The 23,216-nt window shown below is 73.1% G+C and carries 25 protein-coding genes; 13 read left to right on the top strand and 12 right to left on the bottom strand.

Annotated elements, in window-relative coordinates:
- Positions 1 to 147: 147 nt before the first annotated feature.
- From JOF36_RS02065 to JOF36_RS02055, 3 genes are all read right to left on the bottom strand, one after another.
- Positions 148 to 579 (bottom strand): hypothetical protein, encoded by a 432-nt coding sequence (locus JOF36_RS02065; RefSeq protein WP_210024743.1) that lies wholly within the window; start codon positions 577 to 579, stop codon positions 148 to 150.
- Positions 580 to 731: 152 nt separating this feature from the next.
- The gene (locus tag JOF36_RS02060) at positions 732 to 1,631 is read right to left on the bottom strand and encodes a hypothetical protein (protein ID WP_210024742.1); all 900 of its coding nucleotides are present in this window, start codon (positions 1,629 to 1,631) and stop codon (positions 732 to 734) included.
- Between the two features lie 199 nt (positions 1,632 to 1,830).
- Positions 1,831 to 3,060 carry a cytochrome P450 gene (locus JOF36_RS02055; RefSeq protein ID WP_210024741.1) on the bottom strand — a complete coding sequence of 410 codons (1,230 nt, stop codon included), beginning with the start codon at positions 3,058 to 3,060 and terminating at the stop codon, positions 1,831 to 1,833.
- Between the two features lie 21 nt (positions 3,061 to 3,081).
- Between JOF36_RS02055 and JOF36_RS02050 the strand changes: the two genes are divergently transcribed.
- Positions 3,082 to 4,017 (top strand): DUF5926 family protein, encoded by a 936-nt coding sequence (locus JOF36_RS02050; RefSeq protein WP_210024740.1) that lies wholly within the window; start codon positions 3,082 to 3,084, stop codon positions 4,015 to 4,017.
- A gap of 9 nt (positions 4,018 to 4,026) precedes the next feature.
- On the opposite strand, the gene JOF36_RS02045 is transcribed toward JOF36_RS02050, so the two are convergent.
- The gene (locus JOF36_RS02045; protein ID WP_210024739.1) at positions 4,027 to 4,560 is read right to left on the bottom strand and encodes a ferritin; all 534 of its coding nucleotides are present in this window, start codon (positions 4,558 to 4,560) and stop codon (positions 4,027 to 4,029) included.
- Positions 4,561 to 4,680: 120 nt separating this feature from the next.
- On the bottom strand, positions 4,681 to 5,502 hold the full coding sequence (locus JOF36_RS02040; RefSeq protein WP_307862170.1) for a CPBP family intramembrane glutamic endopeptidase: 822 nt from the start codon (positions 5,500 to 5,502) through the stop codon (positions 4,681 to 4,683).
- A 104-nt stretch (positions 5,503 to 5,606) separates the two neighbouring features.
- On the opposite strand from JOF36_RS02040, the gene JOF36_RS02035 reads away from it, so the two are divergent.
- Positions 5,607 to 6,104, top strand: coding sequence for a hypothetical protein (locus JOF36_RS02035; protein WP_245351216.1), 498 nt, complete (start codon positions 5,607 to 5,609; stop codon positions 6,102 to 6,104).
- On the top strand, positions 6,101 to 6,430 hold the full coding sequence (locus JOF36_RS02030) for a DUF3817 domain-containing protein (protein WP_210024737.1): 330 nt from the start codon (positions 6,101 to 6,103) through the stop codon (positions 6,428 to 6,430). The genes JOF36_RS02035 and JOF36_RS02030 overlap by 4 nt, the downstream gene beginning before the upstream one ends.
- Here JOF36_RS02030 and JOF36_RS02025 read toward each other — a convergent pair.
- Positions 6,419 to 7,204, bottom strand: coding sequence for a DUF2470 domain-containing protein (locus JOF36_RS02025; protein ID WP_210024736.1), 786 nt, complete (start codon positions 7,202 to 7,204; stop codon positions 6,419 to 6,421). The two genes, JOF36_RS02030 and JOF36_RS02025, sit on opposite strands and share 12 nt — an antisense overlap.
- A gap of 138 nt (positions 7,205 to 7,342) precedes the next feature.
- Here JOF36_RS02025 and JOF36_RS02020 point away from each other — a divergent pair, with 138 nt between their 5' ends.
- Genes JOF36_RS02020 through JOF36_RS02010 form a run of 3 tightly spaced genes read left to right on the top strand, consistent with a single transcriptional unit; the run spans position 7,343 to position 9,953 of the window.
- Complete coding sequence (locus JOF36_RS02020) at positions 7,343 to 8,251, top strand: hypothetical protein (protein WP_210035030.1); 909 nt, start codon at positions 7,343 to 7,345, stop codon at positions 8,249 to 8,251.
- Positions 8,252 to 8,253: 2 nt separating this feature from the next.
- A complete protein-coding gene (pheA, locus tag JOF36_RS02015; protein ID WP_210024735.1) occupies positions 8,254 to 9,210 on the top strand; it encodes a prephenate dehydratase in 957 nt (318 codons plus the stop codon).
- Positions 9,207 to 9,953 (top strand): histidine phosphatase family protein, encoded by a 747-nt coding sequence (locus tag JOF36_RS02010; RefSeq protein ID WP_210024734.1) that lies wholly within the window; start codon positions 9,207 to 9,209, stop codon positions 9,951 to 9,953. The genes pheA and JOF36_RS02010 overlap by 4 nt, the downstream gene beginning before the upstream one ends.
- Positions 9,954 to 9,973: 20 nt before the next feature.
- On the opposite strand, the gene JOF36_RS02005 is transcribed toward JOF36_RS02010, so the two are convergent.
- The gene (locus tag JOF36_RS02005) at positions 9,974 to 10,324 is read right to left on the bottom strand and encodes a metallopeptidase family protein (RefSeq protein ID WP_210024733.1); all 351 of its coding nucleotides are present in this window, start codon (positions 10,322 to 10,324) and stop codon (positions 9,974 to 9,976) included.
- Positions 10,325 to 10,328: 4 nt separating this feature from the next.
- The gene (locus JOF36_RS02000) at positions 10,329 to 11,810 is read right to left on the bottom strand and encodes a septum formation family protein (RefSeq protein WP_210024732.1); all 1,482 of its coding nucleotides are present in this window, start codon (positions 11,808 to 11,810) and stop codon (positions 10,329 to 10,331) included.
- A 240-nt stretch (positions 11,811 to 12,050) separates the two neighbouring features.
- On the opposite strand from JOF36_RS02000, the gene JOF36_RS01995 reads away from it, so the two are divergent.
- From JOF36_RS01995 to JOF36_RS01980, 4 genes are read left to right on the top strand one after another with little or no spacing between them, the layout of a single operon-like run.
- Entirely contained in the window at positions 12,051 to 12,755 is a 705-nt protein-coding gene (locus JOF36_RS01995) for a hypothetical protein (protein WP_210024731.1), read from the top strand.
- Between the two features lie 4 nt (positions 12,756 to 12,759).
- The gene (locus JOF36_RS01990; protein WP_210024730.1) at positions 12,760 to 13,923 is read left to right on the top strand and encodes a glutathionylspermidine synthase family protein; all 1,164 of its coding nucleotides are present in this window, start codon (positions 12,760 to 12,762) and stop codon (positions 13,921 to 13,923) included.
- A gap of 46 nt (positions 13,924 to 13,969) precedes the next feature.
- Positions 13,970 to 14,422: a DUF350 domain-containing protein gene (locus JOF36_RS01985; RefSeq protein WP_210024729.1), complete on the top strand. Its 453-nt coding sequence runs from the start codon at positions 13,970 to 13,972 to the stop codon at positions 14,420 to 14,422.
- A gap of 43 nt (positions 14,423 to 14,465) precedes the next feature.
- Positions 14,466 to 15,494 carry a virulence RhuM family protein gene (locus JOF36_RS01980; protein WP_307862169.1) on the top strand — a complete coding sequence of 343 codons (1,029 nt, stop codon included), beginning with the start codon at positions 14,466 to 14,468 and terminating at the stop codon, positions 15,492 to 15,494.
- Positions 15,495 to 15,525: 31 nt separating this feature from the next.
- Here JOF36_RS01980 and JOF36_RS01975 read toward each other — a convergent pair whose 3' ends face one another.
- On the bottom strand, positions 15,526 to 16,182 hold the full coding sequence (locus JOF36_RS01975) for an endonuclease (protein WP_210024728.1): 657 nt from the start codon (positions 16,180 to 16,182) through the stop codon (positions 15,526 to 15,528).
- 28 nt (positions 16,183 to 16,210) lie between these two features.
- Positions 16,211 to 17,332: a glycosyltransferase gene (locus JOF36_RS01970; RefSeq protein WP_210024727.1), complete on the bottom strand. Its 1,122-nt coding sequence runs from the start codon at positions 17,330 to 17,332 to the stop codon at positions 16,211 to 16,213.
- Between the two features lie 53 nt (positions 17,333 to 17,385).
- Between JOF36_RS01970 and JOF36_RS01965 the strand changes: the two genes are divergently transcribed.
- The 3 genes from JOF36_RS01965 (at position 17,386) to JOF36_RS01955 (ending at position 20,089) form a co-directional block, all read left to right on the top strand.
- Positions 17,386 to 18,225, top strand: coding sequence for an HAD family hydrolase (locus tag JOF36_RS01965; RefSeq protein WP_210024726.1), 840 nt, complete (start codon positions 17,386 to 17,388; stop codon positions 18,223 to 18,225).
- A 183-nt stretch (positions 18,226 to 18,408) separates the two neighbouring features.
- The gene (locus tag JOF36_RS01960; RefSeq protein ID WP_210024725.1) at positions 18,409 to 18,999 is read left to right on the top strand and encodes a phosphatase PAP2 family protein; all 591 of its coding nucleotides are present in this window, start codon (positions 18,409 to 18,411) and stop codon (positions 18,997 to 18,999) included.
- Positions 19,000 to 19,222: 223 nt separating this feature from the next.
- Entirely contained in the window at positions 19,223 to 20,089 is an 867-nt protein-coding gene (locus JOF36_RS01955; RefSeq protein ID WP_245351203.1) for a decaprenyl-phosphate phosphoribosyltransferase, read from the top strand.
- On the opposite strand, the gene JOF36_RS01950 is transcribed toward JOF36_RS01955, so the two are convergent.
- Both JOF36_RS01950 and JOF36_RS01945 read right to left on the bottom strand, forming a co-directional pair.
- Entirely contained in the window at positions 20,080 to 21,036 is a 957-nt protein-coding gene (locus JOF36_RS01950) for an NAD-dependent epimerase/dehydratase family protein (protein ID WP_210024723.1), read from the bottom strand. The genes JOF36_RS01955 and JOF36_RS01950 overlap by 10 nt on opposite strands.
- Positions 21,037 to 21,055: 19 nt before the next feature.
- Positions 21,056 to 23,140: a DUF6541 family protein gene (locus JOF36_RS01945; RefSeq protein WP_210024722.1), complete on the bottom strand. Its 2,085-nt coding sequence runs from the start codon at positions 23,138 to 23,140 to the stop codon at positions 21,056 to 21,058.
- Between the last annotated feature and the right edge of the window lie 76 nt (positions 23,141 to 23,216).

Genomic DNA, 23,216 nt, shown 5'->3' with positions numbered 1-23,216 from the left:
AGCACCATCCCGCTGTCGACGTCGATCAGGGCCGCGGAGCGGATCCTGGGGTCGGTCAGCAGCGGTCCGAGAACCGCGGCGAGGCCGTCGGTGCGAACCGAGACGGCGTGCCGGTGACGTGCCATGGAGGTAGCGGGTCCGCCCCGCTCAGCGCTGCTGGGCGGGGAAGAACTGCTGGCCGGTGCCGGCCTGCGGGGCGGCCTGCGGCGACGCCATGGTGAACTGCTGCTCGATGACGCGCAGGTCGCGGCGGGCCATCGCCAGGTTGGCCTGGGCCCGGTTGAGCACCAGGTAGAAGAACAGCTGCTCGTCGGTACCGCGGATGATCCGGATCAGGTGGTACTGGGTGTCCAGCGTGATCAGGATGTCCTCGATGGACTCGCGCAGCCCGAGCTTCTGCATGACCTCGATCTTGGTGCGGACGACCTCGGAGTTGCCCGGGGCCGCGACGTCGAGGTCGAACTCCGGGCTGCCACCACGGGACCCGAGGGTCATGCCGCTGTCGAAGTCGACGATCGCGACCGCGAACGCGCCCTTGATGTTGGCCGCCATGTCCAGCGAACGATCGATGTTGTTCATTGTTGCCTCCGCGCGGTGCGCGCCGCGCCGTTGATGAATGGGGGAGCCGCTCCACGGTCGTTCCGGTGGGGCGAAACGGATCTCCGCGAAAACCTCTCGGGGAGAACAACCACGATAACCCCGATCCGGGAATCGTCAAATGCGGCCCCGGCCTACTGGCCGAGTCTGCGGAGCCCGGCGAGGATCCGGGCCATCGTCCGGAGATCGTCGGCCCAGCGGCCGCCGGGCTGGTCCGGTGGGGCCGATGGGGATGCGGCGGCCTGGTCGTCGGGATCGGGTGGGGGCTCGGTGGGGCCGGCCGCGGGTGGGAGGGCCGGCGGCGGCGCCCCGGTCTCGCGCCGGGGGAGCGGGACCGGGGGCGGTGGCGTCCGCTCGCCCTCCGGGGCGCGCGCCTGCGCCGGGACGACCGGTGCCCGCCCGTCGCCGGTGGTGTCGCTGCGCGGGGCGGGCACGGCCGGGCGTGCGGCGGCCTGGGGATCGGCCGGTGCTGCCGGACGGGTCGCTGCTTCGGGATCGGCTGCTGCTGCCGGGCGTGCCGCTGCCTCGGGATCGGCCGGTGCTGCCGGGCGTGCCGCTACCTCCGGATCGGCCGCTGCCTCCGGATCTGCCGCTGTTGCCGGACCGGTCGCTGCCTCCGGACGGATCGCCGGCTCCGGACGGGTCGCTGCCGCCGGGCCGGTCGGTGCCGCCGGTTGCTCGCGGTCGGTCCGGGACAGTGCGAGCAGCGCGCGCCGGGCCAGGGCGAGGTTGCCGTGCGCCCGATCGACCTGGAGGTAGGCGAGTAGCGGCCCGCCGTCCCGGGAGAAGGCCCTGACCAGGTGGTAGCTCGCGCCGGTGGTGATCACGGCGTCCTCGAAGGACGGGCCGGCCGTCCCGGAGCCGGTCTCGGCGGAACCCCAGCCGAGCACCGCCGCGGCGTCGGCGGGGACGGTGCCGGGCGGGTCGCCCGCGCCGGTTCCGGAGGGTGCTCCGGCGCCGCCGTGGGCGGCGACGACCGCGCCGGTGGCCGGGTCGGCGAGGCAGGCGTAGCGGGCGCCGGGTGCGTCGAGCACGCCTCGCAAATCCTCCGACCACGATTCCACCGACGTGATTCCACCACGCCCCCCACAGCGCGACCACCGTGGGGATCGGCGATCACGGGGCGATTTCCCCGGACCCGGTGAAGTGTCCGGAAACTGTGCGAACACTCGTTCAGAAAGTAGCTTTCAGAGTAACGGAAATGCTGCCATTCGGCCTATCCGGTGTGCCGGCCTACTCGGTGAGCCGTAATTCTTCCCAGCCCCGCATGACGAACCGCGGGCGACGGACCGGCGTCCCGTGCACGGCGGCGCCCGGGAGCCGGAGCAGCAGCGCGCGGAGCACCTCGGCGATCTCGAGCCGGGCCAGCGGCGCACCGAGGCAGTAGTGCACCCCGGCGCCGAAGCCGAGGTGCGGGTTCGGGGAGCGGGTGACGTCCAGCCGGTCGGCGTCGTCGCCGAACGTCCCGGGGTCGCGGCCGGCCGCGCCCAGCAGGGCACCGATCCGGCTGCCGGCCGGGACCGGGTACCCGGCGACCGACGTGTCGGCGACGGCCGTCCGCTCGAAGAGCTGCAGCGGCGCGTCGAACCGGATCAGCTCCTCGACCGCCGCCGGGATCAGGTCCGGGTCCGCGATCAGCCGCTGCCACTGGGCCGGGTGCTGCAGCAGTGCGTACACCCCGTTCCCGATCACGTTCACCGTCGCCTCGTGCCCGGCCATGAGCAGGAGCGCCGCCGTGCCGACGAGCTCGTCGGCGGAGATGCGGTCGCCGGACTCGCGCACGGCGAGGAGGTCCCCGAGCAGGTCCGACCCCGTCCCGGGATCGCTCCCGGGAGTACCCGAACCGGCACCGGCACCGTCGCGGCGCTCGGCGACCAGGTCGCGCAGCATCGCCGTGAACTCGGCGGACGCCCGCTCCGCGGCGAGCCTGCCGTCGTGGCCCGGATCGGGCTCGTACATCCGCACGATGGCGTCCGACCAGTCCCGCAGCGGCGCCCGCCGATCCTCCGGGACCCCCAGCAGGTCGGCGATCACGGCCACCGGCAGCGGCTCCGCGACCAGCTCGATCAGGTCGGCCGGCTCGTCGTCGCGCACCTGTCGCACCAGGTCGTCGACCAGGGCCCCGGCCCGTGCGCGGACCAGCGGGGCGAGCCGGGCGGTGTGGCCGCGGGCGAACGCCGACGCCACCAGTCGCCGGAGCCGGGTGTGCGGCTCACCCTCCCGCTCCAGCAGCGAGTTGCGGTGCAGCAGGTTGAACGCCGTGAGCTGTGCCGACGGCTCCGCGTCCTGCCAGATCCGGCCGAGTCCGCGGTCGCGCAGCACCGCGGAGCAGGCCGCGTGCGTCACGGCGACCGGCAGGCCGAGGTGCCGGTGCTCGTGCACCGGTCCCGCGGCACGCAGCTCGTCGTAGACGGGGTACGGGTCGGCGAGGAAATCGGGGTCGGTCGGATCGAAGTCACCCACGACCCGCTACCTTGCCCGGTGATGGGCAAGAAGACGCGTAACCGTGCCACCCGTTCCGAGGGCTCCGCTGCCGACAACCCCCGCCGGCCGTGCCCGTGCGGCTCGGGCAAGCGGTACAAGGTCTGCCACGGTGCGGGTGACGACGTCATCGTCATCCGGCCGTTCGAGGGCCTGGCCGCCGAGCCGGATCTCGTCGCGATGCGGGAGTTCCTGCCGTCGGCGACGGCGCCGCTGCCGGTCCGCTCCGGCGGCCCGGTGACGCTGGCCTCGGTACTCCCCGGCGCGTCCGCGGCGATCGTCCGGGACAACGGGGACATCCTGCTCGGGATGCAGGTGCAGACCCGCTCCGGTGACCTGTCCGCCGACCTCGCCGCTGCGCTCGCCTGGGCCCGCTCGGCCGTGCCCGGGTCGTCGCTGCCGGTCGTGGGGCCGGACCGGCGCACCGGTGAGCGGCTGCAGGACGTGCTCGAGCCGCAGGCGCCGCTCGAGCCGACCGTGCACGCCGACTTCGCCTGGTGGCTGCCCGGGGAGAGCCCGGACCCGGAGGCGCAGGCGATGCTGGAGCGCGCCAACTCGGTGATCATGCCGACCGAGGCGGTCGGCGCGCCGGGCGTGCGGGGCGCGTACTGGGTCGACACCGGGTCGAAGGCACACGTGCGCTGGGTGCGCACGGAGAGCGAGAACGACCTGATGGGGGCGCTCGCCCGGCTGTCCGGCCAGGGCGGCCTGGAGCTGGGTGAGGGGTCCCGCTACGCCGGGTCGTTCCGGGCCCACGGGCTGCTGGTGCCGGTCTGGGACGTGGACCGCGAGATGCACTCGTCGGAGTGGGCGGGACCCACGGCGGAGTTCGCGAAGCGGCTCGACGAGGCGCTGGCGGGGCTGGCGGACAAGCCGCTCGACGACGCGGAGCACCGTGCGCGCGAGGTGCTCGCCGGGAAGCAGATCACCCTCCGGTAGCGGTCCGGGTCAGACGCGGCCGCCTGCGACGGCCGGCGCGGTGGGGTCGACACCCTCGGGCTTGAGCTCGCGGGCCACGAAGGCCTCGACGTGGAACAGGTTGTCCTCGGCCCGGCGGACGATGGTGAGCAGCGTCGACATCGAGGCGACCTCCTCGACCTGCTCCTTGAGGAACCACTGCATGAACTGCTCGCCGAGGTAGTCACCCTCGTCGCGGGCGGTCGAGGCGAGCGTGGTGATCTGCTCGGTGACGTGCCGCTCCTGGGTCAGCGCCAGCGACACGGCGTCCTCGACCGAGGCGAAGTCGTTCTTGACGTCCTCGATGCCCGGGACGGTCGCGGTGAGGTCGTTGTCCAGCAGGTACCGGACCATGCTCATGGCGTGGTTGCGCTCCTCGAGCGCCTGGGCGTAGAAGTGCGCGGCCAGCTGGGGGAGGTCCTCACCGTCGAGCCAGACGGCCACGGCGACGTACTGCTGGCTTGCGGTGAACTCGCTCCGGATCTGGTCGCGGAGCAGTGCGTGGAACTTGGTGTCGTCGGTCATGAGTACGAGGCTAGCCGCGTTCGCGCTGTTCTGGAGCCGTTCAAGACTTGGTGTTCGTCTCAACAGGACAGGGTCACCTTTCCCCAGGTGAGGGGCCCTTTCGCAGTGGTGGGTCGAGCCTCAGAACGGCAGCACGTCGACCAGTAGTGCGTACCCCACGAAGGCCACGATGTCGATCAGCAGGTGGGCTCCGACGAGCGGCCAGAGCCGGTTCGTCCGCTGCCAGTACCGGGCGAACACCAGCCCCATGACGAGGTTCCCGACGAACGCGCCGACCCCCTGGTAGAGGTGGTAGCACCCGCGCAGCACGGCGGCGACGAGCGCGGAGCGGTTCTCCGACCAGCCCAGCTGCCGGAACCGGGTGAGCAGGTAGCCGATCATGACCACCTCCTCGGCCCAGGAGTTCGCGGCGGCCGAGACGACGAGTACCGGGATCCGCCACCAGGCGTCGGTGAGCGTGCTCGGTGCGATGTCCGGGGTGATCCCGGCGACCCGGCCGATCAGGTACAGCGCCAGCCCCGGGATCCCGATCAGCGCGGCCAGCCCGGCCGAGTGCAGCACGTCGCTCCCCGGCCGCAGCCCGTCCAGGCCGACCCGGCGCAGCGCGAACCCGGCACGCAGCAGCAGGTAGGCGGCCAGTGCGCCCCAGCCGGCCAGTTGCAGCGCCCGGGTCAGCTGGAACGCCAGGTCGATCCACACGTCGGTGGAGGCCGGAGCGTTCAGGATCACCTGCTGGTCCGCCAGTGGCGCGGGCGCGAGCAGCGCCTCCAGCAGCGACAGCACGCTGCGCAGCGCGGACAGCCCGAGCGTCACGGTCACGACGATCGCGATCTCCAGACCGATCAGCCGGCGCTCCCGGCGGTCGGTGACCACCGCCGGGTCCGCCGGCCGGCCCGGTGCCAGCCAGCTCCGGAGGGTGGATCGGCCCGCCGTCGTCGTCACGAGGCGATCCTCCCAAGGCCGGGAGCGGCGCCGCACCGGGTCCGGCGCCGGCCGGGTCGCCGCCCGGACGCGACCGGCGCCGGATGGGTACCCTGGTCCGCGTGATGCGGCTGTTGCTGTCCCCGAAGTGGATGGCCTGGCACGTGCTCACCCTCGGCGCGATGGCCACCTGCGGTTTCCTGGCCGTCTGGCAGTGGGGGCGGGCCGGGTCGGCGATGGGCTCGGCGCTGAACATCGGGTACGGCCTGCAGTGGCCCCTGTTCGCGGTGTTCTTCGGCGTGATGTGGTGGCGCTTCCTGCGTCTGGAGGTCGCGGACGTGCGTGCCCGGGAGGCCGCCACGCCTGCGGAACCCGACACGGCCCCTGCCGCGACCTCCGCGACTCCTGCGACGACGACCGCGCCGGCTACCGCCGAGCGGCCGTCCGGCGCGGACCCGGCCCCCGTGCCCGAGCTCGCCGGTGCGGCCGTGGCGGACCGGCCGTCGCCGTTCACCTCCCGTCCGGCCGGCGTGGCCGCGCGCCGGGGCACCGACCCGCAGCTGCGGGCCTACAACGAGGAGCTGGCCCGCCTGGCGGTCCGGCCGGAGGAGTCGACACCGTGACCGTCGCGAACGCGCTCAAGGCCTACCGGATCTCGGCCTGGGTCACCGGCGTCGGCCTGCTGCTGCTGACCTTCTACGCGATGCCCGCGAAGTACGTCTTCGGTGACCCGCGCCCGGTCGCACTGATCGGCATGGTGCACGGCTTCCTGTACATGATCTACATCGTGTGCACGCTGATCCTGGCCGAGCGGTGCCGCTGGAAGCCGGTGTTCGCCGTCATCATCCTGGCGGCGGGCACCATTCCGATCGCGTCGTTCGTCGCCGAGCGCAAGGTGACGAGGAAGGTGCACGACGAGCACCTCCCCGCCACCGGCTCACGCGTCTAGGGCCCTGCTCACCGGGCAGCCGACCAGCTCGGCGAACCGCTTCTGCAGCTCGGCGGGTGTCGCGGCCTCGGCGGAGAACGCCAGCCGGACGTCCTGCGTGCCGCCCGCCGCCGGGACCCGCACCCGTACCCCGAACCGGTCGACACCGATCGGCCGGATCCGGCCCGCGGTGTCGCCGGCATCGCGCAGCGCCCGGGGCAGGTGCCTGCGCAGCGCGCACAGCATCTCCGGGTGCGCCTGGTCCAGGTGCTCCAGCCACGCCTGCTCCACCCGGCAGAACGGGTCCGGGTCGGCGGCCGCCAGATCGGTGGGCGAGACGGGTGCGCAGCCCTCGGCGTCGGAGTAGACCGCCGAGGACGGGTACAGCCGCAGCAGCGTCGCGCCGCGTCCGGCGTCGAGCAGGTTCGGGTGCGGCGCCTCCTCGGCGAGCCGCAGGGCCCGCTCCCGTCCGGTCCGCGGCTCCGGCTCGTGGAGCCTGCCCAGCAGCCACAGCAGCTCGCGCACCGGCTCCGGCAGCGGCACCGGGGTCATCCCGGTCAGCTCCAGCATCACCGGCAGGCCGTCAGCCGAGTGCCGGGCCCGCTCGCGCACCACGTGGTCGTCGGAGAGCAACACGTCGGTCGTCCCGTCCGGCCACGTGTGGTGCATCAGTGGCGTGCACGGTTCCGGCTCGCCGGTCCCGACGAGCGCGGCGCGACCGCCGCGGGTGACCAGACTGCGGGCACGCTCGGCGACGGCGGGCGTCGGCGGGCGGCGCGTGCGGGTGGTTCCCACTTTCACCTCCATTTAGGTAACCCTTACCTAATCAGGAGTGAGCGTTCCCTGTCCACCCCCGCTCGCCGTCGCTGCGGAGGCCGCGGAGAACCCCGTTGTCGGCCGGCCGTGACCCGACCGTTAGCGTCTCTCGACGTGATGACCGTGCCCTCGGGCTCCGCTGCCGACCCGTGGCCGATCCGGCCGCTGCTGGCCGCGCTGGTCGACGACACCAGCCTGCTGCAGCCGCGGACCGTCGCGCCGGGTGTCGATGCCGTGGTGTCGCGCTACCTCGCTGCTCGCGACGGTCACTACGGAGGCCTCGTCGGGCGGCTGGTCTGCCCGGCCTCGCAGCTGCCCGCCGTGGTCACCGAACTCGCCCGGGCCGCGCCGAGCAGGCCGGCCGAACTCGCCCTGGTCGTGGACACCGGGCTGGGTGCGGTGCCCAAGGCCCTGTCGACCGTGTTCTCCCGCTCGAGCCTGCTCACCCCGAGCACCGTCGAGTGTGCCGCCCCGCCGGACGTCGACGGCGTCTGGCTGGAACGTGTGTCCGAGTTCGTCCCGGACGAGGTGACGCCGGTCGTCGAACCGCGCCGCCCCGTGGAGGGCGACGACGAGGGCACCGAGGCGTGGCTCGCGGCGGTCCGCAAGGTCGCCGAGCACGGATGCACCCCGAAGATCCGGATGGGCGGCCCGCGGGCGTCGGACGTGCCCGTGACGGCCGATGTGTACCGCTTCCTCCAGGCCGGTCTCGAGAGCGGCACCGGCGGGATCTCCGCGCAGGGGTTCGACCGGATCGTCCACGAGGCCCCGTCCGGCTCGTTCCCCCGTGGCCGGCACGGGCTGCTCAACCTGATCGTCGCCGTCGCCCGGATGACCGGGGTCAGCGTGTCGCCGGAGCCGGTGGAGGACGCGCTCGAGTCCACCGACGGTGAGGCGCTCGCCCGCGAGCTCGACGAGCTGCCCGACGCGGCCGTCGAGCAGGTCCGGATGGTGCTGCCCCGCTGCGGCGTGGACCCGGACCCGGTGCCGATAGCCGACCTCGTCGCGCTCGGGCTGCTGGACTGACCGTGCGCGATCGGCTCCGGCTGGGATTTCTGGGTCCGCACGCCACGTTCACCGAGCAGGCCCTGCGCACGCTGCCCGAGTCGCACGACGCCGAACTCGTGCCGCTGCCCGGCGCGCCCGCGGTGCTCGCCGCCGTCCGGGACGGTTCGGTCGACGCCGGCTGCGTCCCGATCGAGAACACCGTGGAGGGTGCCGTCCCGCCGGTGCTCGACGGCCTGGTGGAGGACCCGCCGCTGGTGATCGCCCGGGAGGCACGCATCGCCGTGCGGTTCTGCCTGCTCGGGAAGGGCGGGACCGGGCTCGCCGACGTCCGGACGGTCGCCTCGCACGGGCACGGCATCGCCCAGGTCCGTGGCTGGCTGGCGACGCACCTCCCCGATGCCGAGGTGCGGGTCAGCTCCTCCACCGCCGAGGCCGCCGCGCAGGCCGCCCGCGGTGAGGTGGACGCCGCGGTCGCCGCCCCGCTCGCGGCGTCGCAGCACGGGCTCGCGGTGCTGGCCGACGACATCGCCGACAACGCCGGCGCGGCCACCCGCTTCGTCCTGCTCACCCGCTCCGGCCCGCCGCCGTCGCCGACCGGGTGGGACCGCACCACGCTCGCCGCGACGACCACGAACCGGCCGGGCACCCTGCTCGGTCTGCTCACCGAGCTGGCCGTCCGCGGGATCGACCTGACCCGGATCGAGTCCCGCCCGGTGAAGGACCGGCACGCCGAGTACTGGTTCCACCTGGACTGCTCCGGTCACGTCACCGAGCCGGCGATGGGGGAGGCGCTCGCCGCGCTGCACCGGCGCTGCGACCGGCTCCTCTACCTCGGGTCGTACCCTCGATCCGACGCGCCGCCCGCGCCGGTCGCCGGTTCGGGCAGCCCGGTGGTGCCGCTCGGCGCCGCCTCCGTCGACGACTACGTCGCGTCCGAGCGCTGGCTCGCCGCGATCCGGGAAGGAGCCGGCACGTGACCGGGCACGTCCCCGACGAGGAACACGACGGCGCAGCCTCCTTCGCCGCCGTCCGGGCCGCATCCCGCGCGCCGGAGGTCCCGCCGGACGACGGCGCGGTCCGCCTGGTGCTGGTCCGGCACGGCCGCACACCCTCCAACGTCCGGCACGCGCTGGACACGAAGGTTCCCGGCCCCTCGCTCGACGAGGTCGGCCACGGTCAGGCGCGGGAGGTCGCCGGGTTGCTCACGGACTGGCCGGTCCGGGCGATCCACTGTTCGCGCGCCACCCGGGCCCGGGAGACCGCCGCGCCGATCGCCGACGCGCTGGGCCTGGACCTGCAGCTGCTACCCGGAGCCCACGAGGTCTTCGTCGGCGACCTGGACAACCGGACCGACGACGAGGCCCGCGAGACCTTCGACGACGTCTTCGAAGCCTGGTGGGAGGGTGACGTCGACCGCCGGATGCCCGGTGGCGAGTCCGCCCGCGCGGTGTGGGACCGGTTCCTGCCGGACATCGCCGCGGTCATGGACGGGGTCACCTCCGGGGCGGTCGTCGTGGTCAGTCACGGCGCTGCCATCCGGCTCCTGACCCTCGCCCTGCTCGGCGGCCGCGACGGTTCGGGCTCCGGGCGCCCGGACGCCGGCCTCGGCCGGGACAGCCCCGTCCCGAACACGGGACGGGTGGTCCTGCGCCGCGACCCGGACGGCTGGTCCACCGAGCTGTGGGACCCGATGCCGGACCGCAGCCGGTCATCGCACTGATCAGCCCCAGCCGGGACCGATCAGCCCCAGCCGAGCTCGTGCAGCTTCTCCTCGGAGATGCCGAAGTGGTGCGCGATCTCGTGCACGACGGTGATCGCGACCTCGTCGACGACCTCGTCCTCGTCGGCGCAGACGTCCAGAACGGCGTCCCGGTAGACGGTGATCCGGTCCGGTAGCTCGCCGGCGTAGTCGGCGGTCCGCTCGGTCAGCGCGACGCCCTCGTACAGCCCGAGCAGATCGGGCTCCTCCGGGTTCCGCGGCTCGACCAGGACGACGACGTTGTCCATCGCCGCCGCGAGCTCCTCCGGGACCAGGTCCAGGGCGTCGCCGACCAGCTCGTCGAACCGGTCCGGCGTCATCGGCACCGGCACGGCCTCACTCGCCGCCGAGCCCGGGCAGCCCGGGCGGGACGTCCAGCTCTTCCGGCGGTTCGGTCCCGGTGCCCGGTGCGGTCGGCTGCTCGCTCCCGGGCTGGTCTCCCGGTTCCGGCGAGCCGTCGGCCGGGGCGGCGGGATCGGTCGGAGCGGCGGGATCGGCGGGCGAGCCGGGCGTCGAGGGGGCACCGGGCGCCGTCGCGGCCGGCGGCGCCGCCTGGTCGCCGACCACCAGGTTGCCCTTGACCGAGCCGGCGAGCGAGGCGAAGCCGCTGCCGTCCGGCAGGAGGGTGCCGATGTTGCAGTTGACCTTGCGGCTGCCGGCCTTCCAGGACTCCTCCGCGAGGTTGCCCCAGTAGACCGTCAGGCCCTTCTCGCCGATGACCTTGTCGTTGCCGGCGAAGGCGTTGGCCGCGTCGGTGCAGGCCGGTTGGAGGAACTTGTCCTGGTCCTCGATCGCCGGCCAGGCCTCCGGGAACTCGGTGCCGAGGTCGACGACCCCGACCACCTCGACGGCGTGCGGCCCGGCGCAGTCGGTCGGGTCCCCGACGGTGCGGTCGTCGATCGCCAGGCAGGTACCTGCGGCCTGGATCGAGGACTGGTCCTGCTCGGCGACCTTGCCGGTGATCGGGAGCATCGCGCCGCTGCGCGACGCGGCCTGCAGCCCGCAGCGCATCCCCCGGTCGCCCCCGTCCCACCGTGCCTTCGACGGCTTCAGCGCACCGACCCGGAACTTGCCCTCCGGGTCGAACTTCCCGTTCAGGTACTTCGTCACGACCGGGGTGCAGCGCTCGGAGACGAGCTGCTGCCACGCCGCATCCGGCGGGAACACGGGCTGGTCGACGAGCTCGACCCGGCCGGCCTGCTCGAACCGGTGCTGCTGCGCGCAGTTCACGGCCGTGGTGTCGGTCGCGTCGGCCCGGCCCCAGTTCAGGCAGGTGCCGGGGGTGTCCGGGGGCGGCGGCAGCGGGGGCGGTTCCTCCACCCGCGGCGGTACACCGGAGGACGCGAACGAGCCCAGCACCGGGACCTCGGCACCGAGCAGCGAGTCCAGCGACGCCACGGCGAACATCAGGAACGCGCCGACGAGGATCCCGATCCCGACCCGCCGGGCGCCGCGCAGGCCACCACCACCGGTCGCGGGCCGGTCCGCGGTGACCAGCGCGGTGTCCCCGTCGGTCCCGCCCGGCTCGTCGGACGCGCCCTGTTCGTCGGCCCCGTCGGCCCCGTCGGACTCGTCGATCCGGCGCCTGCGCCGGGTGGGTGCCACCGGGGCCGCGGACGTCGCCGGCTCCGGACGGGCCAGCACCGACGTCGACGGGCTGCCCCCGCCGCGCGAGTAGCGACCGTCGTACCCGTCGTAGGCCTGCTCGTCGGCCGCGTCGGTACCGGTCGCGTCGGCCCCGGTCGCGTCGGGACCCGGCGCGTCGGGGCCGGGTGCGTCGGACCGGGGGGCGGAGCCGGCAGGGGAGCTGGGATCCATGGCGACTTCCATGATGCAGCCCGGCCGGTCGGAGCTTCAGGCGGCCGTGTCCCGGCGCGGCCATCGGTCGGCGTCGTGCTGTGAACGTGCAGGTGCCGGGGGTGGTCGCCGTCCCCGTCGACCACTCGTCGGGGTGTCGCGCGCCGAACCGCAGCCGAATCGAGATCGCCCTGCGTCGGCGGGGTCTCGCGGTCGACCGGTACGGTTCGCCTCGGGGGGATACGTGATGGGTGATCATCGATGAGCGACGGACGGCACTCGGCCGACGACGGGCCGGAGCACGGATCCACGTGGTTCTCGCAGCCGGCAGGCGGGTCCGGGGACGGCGGCGACACGTCACCGACCGGGACGCCGCAGCGCGGTGAGCCGGGCTCCGGCGCGCCGAAGGGCCGGATCCGGCAGCAGGACGGCAGCACCACGCCGCGCGAGCCCTCGCTCGCCGAGAAGCGGGCCCGCGAGCAGAAGCTGCGTGCCGACCGCGAGGCGGTGCGGCTCAAGGAAGCCCGCTCGAAGACGACCAAGCGGGTGCTGATCGGTACCGGCGCCACCATCGGCGTCGTCGCGCTGATCGCCGGCATCTACGCGGCCTCCTCGCCGGACGAGGAGATCGTCGCGCAGTGCGTGGACGCGAACCAGGTCGTCGTCCCGGACGAGAACTGCGCAGGCCCTCAGACCAACGGTCAGGTCAGCGACGGCGGCGGCGGGTTCGCCTTCGTGCCGATCTTCCTCGGTGGCGGCGGGGGGCAGTACCACTACAACTACGGCAGCAACGGCCGCGTCGGGCAGGTCGCCACCGGAGGGACGGTGAACCCGCCGCCCGCCGCGTCCAAGAGCGGGACGACGGTGCGCAGCGGCACGTCCGGCAGCACGATCTCGCGCGGTGGCCTCGGGGTCGGCGGGTCCAGCTCGTCGTCCGGCAGCTCCGGCTCCTCCAGCGGGAGCTGAGGCGGTGCGACGCGAACGCGGCACCCCGCGTCCGGGCTGGGAGCGCACCGTCGCCGAGCAGGGTCTGGTGTTCGGCACACCGGGCCGCGACGGCTCGGGCGGCGAGCGGCCCTACTGGGACGAGTCGGTGCACTACACCTTCGAGATGGACGAGATCCTCTCCCTCGAGGCCGACGTCGAGGTCCTGCACTCGATGTGCCTGTCCGCCGTCGACCACGTGGTCACGACCGAGCGGTTCTCCGACTTCGCGCTGCCCGAGTGGAGCTGGCAGGCCGTGACCGACTCGTGGAAGCGGGCCGACCCGCACATCTACGGCCGGTTCGACCTGCGCTACGACGGGTCCGGCCCGGCCAAGCTGCTCGAGTACAACGCGGACACCCCGACGTCGCTGCTGGAGGCGTCGATCCTGCAGTGGTACTGGCTGCAGGACACCCACGCCGACGACGACCAGTGGAACTCCCTGCACGAGAAGCTCGTCGAGCGGTGGGGCGAGATCCGCAGCGGCCTGCCGTCCCCGGAGGTGCACTTCACCTGGTCCGGGGAGGAGAGCAGCGGCGAGGACCACATCACCGTCGGCTACCTGCAGGAGGCCGCCGCCGAGGCCGGGATCGACACGGTCGGGCTGTCCATCGAGGACATCGGCTGGGACTCCGCGCTCGACCGGTTCGTGGACCTCGAGGAGGCCCCGATGGCGGGCATCTTCAAGCTCTACCCCTGGGAGTGGATGCTGTCCGACCAGTTCGGCAAGCACGTCACCCGCAGCCTGCCGGAGACGATGTGGCTCGAGCCGCTGTGGAAGACGCTGCTGTCGAACAAGGCGCTGCTCGCCGTGCTGTGGGAGATGTACCCGGGCCACCCGAACCTGCTCCCCGCCTCCCTCGGGAACCCCGGCCTGCTCACCGAGTACGTCCGCAAGCCGCTGCTCGGCCGGGAGGGCTCGAACATCCAGATCGTCGCGCCCGGCTACGAGACCGCCACCGGCGGCGTCTACGGCGACGAGGGCTTCGTCTACCAGATGTTCGACCCGCTGCCCGAGTTCGACGGCTACCGCCCGTGCCTGGGTGCCTGGCTGGTCGGTGACACCGCCGCGGGCCTCGGCATCCGCGAGACGGCCGGCCTGATCACCGACGACGGCGCGGCCTTCGTGCCGCACCGCATCCCCTCCTGACCCGTACCTCCCTGTCCGCTCCCCGCTCCCCTTCCGGAGGCATTCCGTGATCCTCGCCCAGGCGCTCGACGCCACCTACTGGGGCTTCCTCGGCCGTGGCATCGGCGCGATCCTGCTCTACGCCGTCATCGGCATCCTGCTGATGCTCGTCGGCTTCTGGGCGATCGACCTGACGACGCCGGGCAAGCTGCCCCAGATGGTGCGGGCGGGACTGCCCAACGCGGTCACCATCACCGCCGCCGGGATGATCTCGATGGCGTTCATCATCGTCATCGCCATCTACGTCTCCTCCGGCTCGCTGCTGCAGGGCGTGATCTCGTCGCTGGTGTTCGGCCTGGTGGGGATCATCGCCCAGGTCGCCGCGGTGCGGCTGCTGGAGTGGGTGACCGGCATCGACATCGGTGAGGTCATCCAGTCCGACGAGCCGCGCGCCGCCGCCAAGGTCGTCGCTGCCGCGCACGTGGCGCTGGGTCTGATCGTCGCGGTCGCCGTCTTCTGACGGCGATCGGGGACATCGGATCGGCGAGGAGGGAGACCGGTCGGTGATCGAATCGGGCGGCGAGATCGTCGTCTACCGGAGCGATGACGGCCGGTCCCAGGTTCAGCTGCGGGCCGTGGACGGCACAGTCTGGCTGGCCCAGGCCGAGATCGCCGAGCTGTACGCGACGTCCGTGCAGAACGTGGGCCAGATCATCAGCCGGATTCTGGCCGACGGAGAAGTGACTCAGGCAACTATCAACTCTGAGTTGAGGGTTCGGGCGGAAGGCCCGCGCCAGGTCAAGCGTGAGGTCAAGGTCTACAACCTCGACATGGTGCTGGCCATCGGCTATCGGGCCACTACGCCCCGGGCCGTGCAGTTCCGCCAGTGGGCCACGACGACCTTGCGCGACTACTTGATCAAGGGCTTCGTCCTGGACGACCGTCGGCTGAAGGAGCCGGGCGGCACCGACTACTTCGACGAGCTGCTCGAGAGCATCCGGGACATCCGGGCTTCGGAGAAGCGCTTCTATCAGAAGGTCCGGGAGATCTTCGCTGCCACCAGCGCGGACTACGACAAGAGCTCCGACACCGCGCAGTCGTTCTTCGCGACGATTCAGAACAAGCTCATCTACGCGATCACCGGCAACACGGCCGCTGAACTCGTTGAGGCACGGTGCATCGCTGATGCGCCGAACCTGGGGCTCATGTCCTGGTCGGGCGCGAAGGTCCGCAAGGTGGATGTGACGGTATCCAAGAATTATCTGACCCAGCAGGAGATCTCCGATCTCAACCTGCTCACCACCCGGTTCCTGGATTTCGCCGAGGACCGGGCCCGGCGTCGGCAGACGATCATGATGGCTGACTGGGTCGACCGGACCGATCGCTTCATCGAGTTCGACGAACGGCCGCTGTTGCGGGGGAGCGGCTCGGTGTCGGCCTCCGACGTGAAGCGGCTGACCGACGATCGTTACGCCGAGTTCGACATTCGCCGACGGGCGGACGAAACGCGTCGTGCGGAGATCGAGGAAGCCGACGACCTGCAGGCATTGATGGAGATCGAGAGAGGTCGGGACGACACCGGCGCCGGGTGAGGACCGGGGCGGAAGGGCACGATGACATGACCTATCGCCTTTCCTGGATCGTTTCGAGGACCTCCTCGCCGAGCTTCTTGTCCAGGCCCACTCTTGTCAGCGCCGCGGCGAACTTCGCGAGATCCTCGTCGTCGACCAGCCGGACGAGCTCGCCCGGCTCCGCGGGCAGGCCGATGCGCTTTGCGCCGTCGAGTGCCTTGCCGTCCAGCGACGGCCGCAGCTCCGGCCACACCGCCTGCAGCTCCCGGGTCACGATCGAGGCGCCGGTGGGGCCGAGTCGCGGGAACGCGGTGAGCAGCTCCCGGATGCGGTCCGGGTCACGGTCCGCCCGGTCGCGGAGCTTCCGCAGGTCGCCTGCGTAGTCGTCGAGCAGCTGCTGGGCACCCTCGCCGAGCGCGGTCGCCATCTGCTCGTCGACCCGGGTGTAGTGGGCGCGGTCCATCGCGTCGACCCGCTGCTGCCAGGTCGCGTCGCGCATCTTCTCCGGCGTGCCCATCCCGGCGTCGGCCAGCTCGCGTGCGGCTGCCACGGCCAGCGAGGCCTGCACCCGGGTGGAGAGCAGGGTGCCGAGCACCAGCAGCCGGTACAGCGGGGCGGGCGTGTCCTTCAGCGTGATCCCGGCCTCGGCCGCGTAGGTGGTCCCGGCGCGGTCGAGCAGCGCGGCCACGGTTGCCTCGTGATCGCTCATGGGCACCGGGTACCCGGTGGCCCGGAGTTCAGGCCAGGGCGACGACGACGTCCACGCGGGCCTGTGGCGGGGGCATCGCGGCGATCTCGGTGCGCACCTCGCGGGCCGCGGCGGCGAGCTCGCCGTCGTGCACCAGGCGCCGGAGCGCGTCCTCGGTGACGGCCCCGCCGATGCCTGCCCCGCGGGCCTCGACGAGCTCGGCGTTGTGCCGGCGGTCGCCCGGGCCGGGCAGGGCGAGCTGCGGGGTCCCGGCGGTCAGCGCGGACAGTACGTGCCCGGAGTTCCCGCCGTGCAGCACCGCGGCACAGGCCGGCAGGAGCTCGGCCGGCGCGACGCGCCCGATCGTCCGCACCCCGGGGCCGAGCCGGCGGGCCAGCCGGGCCGGCGGGCGGGCCAGCACCAGCTCGCACCCCAGGTCCTCGGCGGCTCGCACGGTGCGCAGCGCGGACGTCTGCAGATCGCCCTGCACCGGCCCGCCGCCGCGCAGGACCAGCACCCGCGGGCGTACCGACGGCGTCTTCAGCCAGCCGGGGAGCGTCCCGCCCCCACCGGCGCCGCCCGGCCGGACGGCCAGCGCGTCCCGCGCACCGACGAGGCTGGCGGGCGCGATCGTGAGGACCACCGCGGGCGGTGGCACGGTCCGGATCCCGTGCCGGACGCAGGCGCGCTGCAGGGGGCGCGAGTCCAGCAGGGTCCGCGCCGCCGCGAGGCCGTCGAGCAGACCGTTCTCGTGCAGCACGGCCGGGACGTCGTGGCGGGCCGCGGCGAGCGCGCCGGCGACCGCGAGCGGTTCGTGCAGTACGACGTCGGGCCGCCACTGCTCGGCGACGGTCACCAGGGCGTCGGTCAGCTCCTCGTTCACCGGACCGAACGGCGACCGCAGGCCGGCGTCCCCGCCCCGTCCGGCCAGCTCGGCGCGGGCGGTGACCGGGTGGGCGACCAGTGACCGTGCGGCGAGCCGCCCGAGGCGCAGGTTCCGCGCGACGTCGATGAACGGCACCGACCGCGCCTCCGGACCGGCGACGCGCGGCAGGGCCTCCCCACCGCTGGCCAGCAGCACCTCGTGCCCGGAGTCCCAGAGCGCGTGCGCGAAGGGCAGCAGCGGTGTCAGGTGCCCCGCCAGCGGGGCCGCGACCACCAGTACACGCACCCGACGAGCGTAACCGCGACGACCGCGGGCCGCGGTTACGTAGGCTCGACCCCGTGATCGCCGAGAACCCGCCCCGCCTGGTCGCGACCGACGTGGACGGCACCCTCCTCGACGACCGCGACACCGTCTCCCCGCGCACCGCCGCCGTCATCTCCCGGGTGGTCGCCGCCGGGGCCGGTTTCGTCCTCGTCACCGGGCGCCCACCGCGCTGGATCCCGCCGGTGCTCGCGAAGCTGCCCGAGGGGCTGGTCCGGTTGTGCGTCTGCGCGAACGGAGCGGTCCTCTACGACGCGGCCGAGGACCGGCTGCTCGGTGCGCACACCCTCGACCCGGAGTCGATCCGCACCCTGGCCGCGCTGTGCGGCGAGCTCTTCCCCGGCTGCGGGCTCGGCGTCGAGCGGGTCGGGAACTCGGTCACCGGGCAGGTCGCGCTCGGCACCGTCGACGAGTTCCTCACCGGTCCCGGCTACGTGCACGCCTGGGGCGCCCACGACGGCGACACGGCCAGCCACGAGGAGATGCTGGCCCGCCCGGTGACGAAGCTGCTCATCCGCGCCCCCGAGCTGACCAGCGAGCAGATGCTGGACTCGCTCGCCCCGAAGGTGGGCGGCCTGGCCGACCTGACGTTCTCGCACCCGTCGGGCCTGCTGGAGGCCTCCGCGCCGGGGATCACGAAGGCGACGGGGCTGGCCGACGTGGCGGAGCACCTGGGCGTCAGCGCGGCGGAGACGATCGCGTTCGGGGACATGCCCAACGACCGGGAGATGCTGCGCTGGGCCGGGACCGGGGTCGCGATGGGCAACGCGCATCCCGACCTCGTCGGCCTGGCCGACGAGGTGACCGCGTCGAACAGCCGCGACGGTATCGCCGAGATCCTCGAACGCTGGTTCTGAGCGGCCCGCCACCTGCGTGCACCGCCGGGGCACGGCGCCGTCGCCGGCGGTTCATCCGGGCGTCGCCCGCGCGCCCGTCACCGGCCCCGACCCCGGCGAGGGACCCGCCCGCGCGTACCATTTCCGGCTGTCATCGCCCGGGTCGAGCCGGGTGCCAGCGGCACGCCAGGAGGGCCCCACCCCGTGGCAGACACCCTGGACCGTTCCGGTCCACGACCGGGCGCCGACGTCGACGCCCCGATCGACACCCCGGCGACCGGCGAGATCGCAGTGCTCGCGGCCGTGCAGGGCGCACTGGCCACCGACCGGGGCGTCCGCGTCGCGCGCGGCATGTCGCTGTTCGGTGAGCACGCCGCAGGCTGGCTGGCGATCGGCGTGGCGGGAGCCCTGCTGGACCGCCCGCGCCGGCGCGAGTGGCTCGGTTCCGCGGCCGCGGTGGCGCTCGCACACGGCACGTCGATCGGCGTCAAGCGCGTCGTCCGGCGGCTCCGCCCGGGCCACCCGGCGGTCCGCGTACTGGTCGGCACCCCGAGCCGGCTCAGCTTCCCGTCCTCGCACGCCACGTCGACGACGGCGGCCGCCGTGCTCTACGGCGGACTGCTCGGCCGTCGCTCGCGGGTGGGTGCCACGGCCACGGTCGGCCTGATGGCGCTGTCCCGCCTCGTCCTCGGCGTCCACTACCCGTCCGACGTCGCCACCGGCACCGCGCTCGGCGCGGCCGTCGCCGCAGGCGCCCGGCGTGTGATCCGTCGCAACCCCACCACCGGAGGGTGAGCGCATGACCCGCACCGACCCCACGAAGGTCGACGAGACCTCCTCCTCGGAGAAGGAGTCGAAGGACTCGAAGGCCGACGTCGCCGAGGTGGCCGATCCGACGACCCCGGTCGAGCCGGACACCCCGGACGACGCGGGCGCCCCGGAGGGGCACGAGGCCGAGGCCGCGGAGGAGCGGCCCGCCCCGCAGGTACCGATCGACCCGTCCGACCGGACCACGGCGATGGTCGCCCGGGGCCTGCTCAAGACGATGCGCCCGCGGCAGTGGGTGAAGAACGTCCTGGTGTTCGCCGCGCCGTTCGTCGGCGGCGGGCTGTTCGGCGTCGAGGTCCTGGTCGACTGCCTGATCGCGTTCGCGGCCTTCTCGCTGGCCGCGTCGGGCGTCTACCTGGTCAACGACGCGCTCGACGTCGAGGCCGACCGGGCGCACCCGACCAAGCGCCGCCGCCCGATCGCCGCGGGCATCGTCCCGCTGCCGCTGGCCTACGTGGCCTCCGCGGTGCTGTTCGCCGCCGCGATCGGGTTGTCGATCCTGGTCACCTGGCAGCTGATCGTGGTGCTCGCCGTCTACGTGGCGGTCCAGCTGTCGTACTGCCTGTGGCTCAAGCACCAGCCGGTGCTCGACATCTGCATCGTCGCCTCCGGCTTCCTGATGCGGTCCATCGCCGGTGGTGTCGCGACCGAGATCCCGCTGTCCCAGTGGTTCCTGCTGGTCACCGGGTTCGGCTCGTTGTTCATGGTGGCCGGCAAACGCTACGCCGAGATGCGGCTCGCCGAGGAGACCGGCGCGAAGATCCGCAAGTCGCTGGAGAGCTACTCCGCCTCGTACCTGCGCTACATCTGGTCGCTGTCCGCCACGGTCATGATCATGACCTACGGGCTGTGGGCGTTCGAGATCCGCGAGGCCCACCACAACACGGTGTGGTCGGTGCTGTCGATCGTGCCGTTCGTGATCGCGGTCCTGCGGTACTCGGTCGACGTCGACCGGGGCACCGGCGGGGAGCCCGAGGAGATCGCGCTGGGCGACCGGGTGCTGCAGGTGCTCGCCGTGGCCTGGATCGCGATGCTGACCGCGGCCGTCTACAGCTGACCCGGACGGGCCCGGTGCCACGCCCAGGTGGCGGCCAGGCCGTCCGTGAGCGTCGTCGGCGAGGGGAGCCCGAGCGCTGCCAGCCCGCGGGACGGGTCGAGGCAGCTGCGTCGTAGCTCCCCAGGACGGGCGGGCGTGAACTCGGGGGCGAAGCCGTCGGCGTCCAGCCCGGCGATCCGGCCGATCGTCGCGGCCAGCTCCGTGATGGTCGACTCGGTGCCGGTGCCGACGTTGAACACCTCGCCGGCCAGCTCCCCGGCGAGGAGCCGGTCGGCCGAGGCGAGCGCGGCGCGGGCGACGTCGCCGACGAACAGGAAGTCGCGCGTCTGGCCGCCGTCACCGAACACCGTCGGACGCTGACCGGTGCGTGCCCGGTCGCAGAACAGCGACACCACCCCCGCCCCGCCTGCCGGGTGCTGGCGCGGGCCGTAGACGTTCGCGAAGCGCAGCACCAGTGCGGGCAGACCGTGTGCGCGCACGAAGAACCGGGTGTAGCGCTCGGCGGCCAGCTTGCTCATCCCGTACGGCGACTCCGGCTCGGGCTGCTCGTCCTCGGTCGTCGGGAGCGGCGCGCCGTCGCCGTAGATGGCGCCACCGGTGGAACAGACGACGACGGCCCCGGCACCCGCGTCCCGCGCGGCCTGCAGCACCGACAGCGTCCCCAGGACGTTGACCGACGCGTCGTGCACCGGATCGGCCATCGACGTGCGGACGTCGATCTGCGCGGCCAGGTGGTACACCGCGTCCGGCCGGAACTCCGCCGTCAGCTTCGCCAGCTCACCGGTGTCGCGGATGTCGAGCTCGGTGAGCTCGACGCCGGGTGCCAGGTTCCCGCGCTTGCCGGACGACAGGTCGTCGACGACGAGGACGTCGTCGCCGCGGGCGAGAAGGGCGTCGACGAGGGTGGAGCCGATGAATCCGGCTCCGCCGGTCACGAGCGCGCGCATGCTTCCTCCGGTCGAGTTCTCAGGCGGGCGGACCGATGGCGTTCAGGTCCAGCCGGTACACCGTGACAGTGCCACTTCGGAATGCCGGTGTGAGTCCGGGCAGGTTCTTCCGGTCCAGATCGACGAGACCGGGAGCGGTCGTGAACCTGACCGAGGGATTCGCCCAGCCCTCGGGCGCGCCGGTCGCACCGATGCCGGGAGCCTCGGCGTCGACGTAGACCCAGCCGACGTCGAGTTCGCGCAGCATCTGACGGATCTGCGGGTCTTCGGGGTAGCGGTCGAACGAGCGCATCAGCTCGAAGGTGTACGGCGCGGCCCCGGTGCCCAGAGTGGTGGCGTTGACGATCGGGATGCCGGCGTCCACGTAGAGGAGGGTCGAACCGTCGTTCGCGGAGTTCAGGACCCGCTCGCCGGGTGCGACCCGGTCGCGCAAAAACTCGACGGCTGCGAGGTCATCCGGCCCGATCCGGACGAAGTCGGGGGTCGCGTACCGCGCGCTGACGGCACCGGTGTTCGTCGACACGGCTCGTTGCACTGGGACGGCCAGCAGCACGGCCATCGCGATCAGCACCAGCACCGACGCCAGGGGCCAAGCCCGGAAGGAAGTGGGCAACGGGCTCCGGAACCGTCCGCGAAGCGCGCGGACCACCGCGGTCACCGTGAGCACGACCCCGAGCGCCGCGAGAGTGGGGACGAACAACGACACGTGCGACCAGATCCGGGGCATGTCGTTGTAGAACAACCCGGTCACCCAGCGGGCTGGACCCTGGCCTGGGGCGAGCATCGTCGACACGGTGAGCAAGGTCCAGGCTGCCCAGGCAAACACCACGCCTAGCCCGCTACCGACGCGCACCACGGCGATGAGGCCGTACAGGTAGAGGAGGGTGAGCCCGGCCAGACCGATGGCGCGGGGCGGATCGAGGTAACCGCCGTAGATCAGGCCGATCGCGCTGCCGATCGCGTCGCCGAGCGGAAGGCCGCTCAGCCCGGTGTCGAAGGATCCGGTCGACCCAGCCGAGCTGCTGCCCTGGATGAGCAGCGGCACGGCGAGCGCCGCGGCGACGAACCCGCTCCCGACCAGGGTCGGAACGGTTCGGAGGAACCGCCGACCACCGTTCCGGGCCAACAGGTCGCCCACCAGCCAGACGGCCACGGTGACGGCGACGGTGGCGACGGAGCTCGGGTGTATCGCGAGGATCCCGCCCGCACCGATGCCCAGGCCGACCGCAGTGCGAGCCCGGGGCTCGTCGGCGGCAAGCAACAACGCCGCGATCAGGCTGGGGGCGAGGCACAACGCGACGGCGCCGGAGTAGATGCCGCCGTCGTGCATGAGGTGGACACCGGGCCGGTAGAGGGCCGGCGCGATCAGGGACGCGACACCGGCCGCGAGCCACGCGGTGCCCGACCCCGCGGACAGCCGACGGGCGACGACGGCGGTCAGGACGGCCACCGAGAGCACCCAGCAGACCGCGAAGTAGATCACGGTCGTCGCGTTGAGCGCTGCTACCGGCCCGACACCGAGAGCGGAGAGCAGCGCCGGAGCGAGGTGGCCACCCGCCGGGTAGAACGTCACAGGGTCGCCGGTGAGGAGATCGATCGGCCGGATCAGCCACGGGGCCGCCTCGCCTGAGCGCTCGATGTAGCTGACCACCAGCAGGTGAGTGATCATGTCGTGTTCCTGGGCGACTCGGTCGAGCCCGCCGAAGCCGCGCAGCCACATCCGGGTGGCGAGCAGCGCACCGCCGAGCACGCCGAGCGCCCCCACTGCGATAGGTGCGAAGGAGTGCGCCTTGGCCGTTGGCCATCGCAGGCCGGACCGGAGCCGGCGGAGGACGCCGACGAGGAGCAGGATCCCGACAACGGCCCCGACGAGGGCGGGGGAGAACGACAGCCCGAGCGGGGCGGCTGCGGTCGCCACCGCGAGCAGGACGCCGGCCGAGGAAGTGGGGAGTAGAGCCACGGCGAGCAGCGGGGAGCGGATCCGCAGGGCGAAGACCAAAGCCGCACCGGGGAGCAGCGTGGCTACCAGCGCGGCGGCCAAGATCATGCGGTCCAGCTCGGCCTCCTTCCCGGCGTCTGCCACCTCGTCGAGCGGACGCGACACGTTATCGCTCCCGAAGCGCCGCTCCGACGTCGGCCACACCAACCGCTGCGACGACCGGGACCGGTCGTAGGCTTCG

Source organism: Pseudonocardia parietis, from assembly GCF_017876315.1.
GTDB lineage: Bacteria > Actinomycetota > Actinomycetes > Mycobacteriales > Pseudonocardiaceae > Pseudonocardia > Pseudonocardia parietis.
This window is presented reverse-complemented; position numbering and strand designations above follow the sequence as displayed.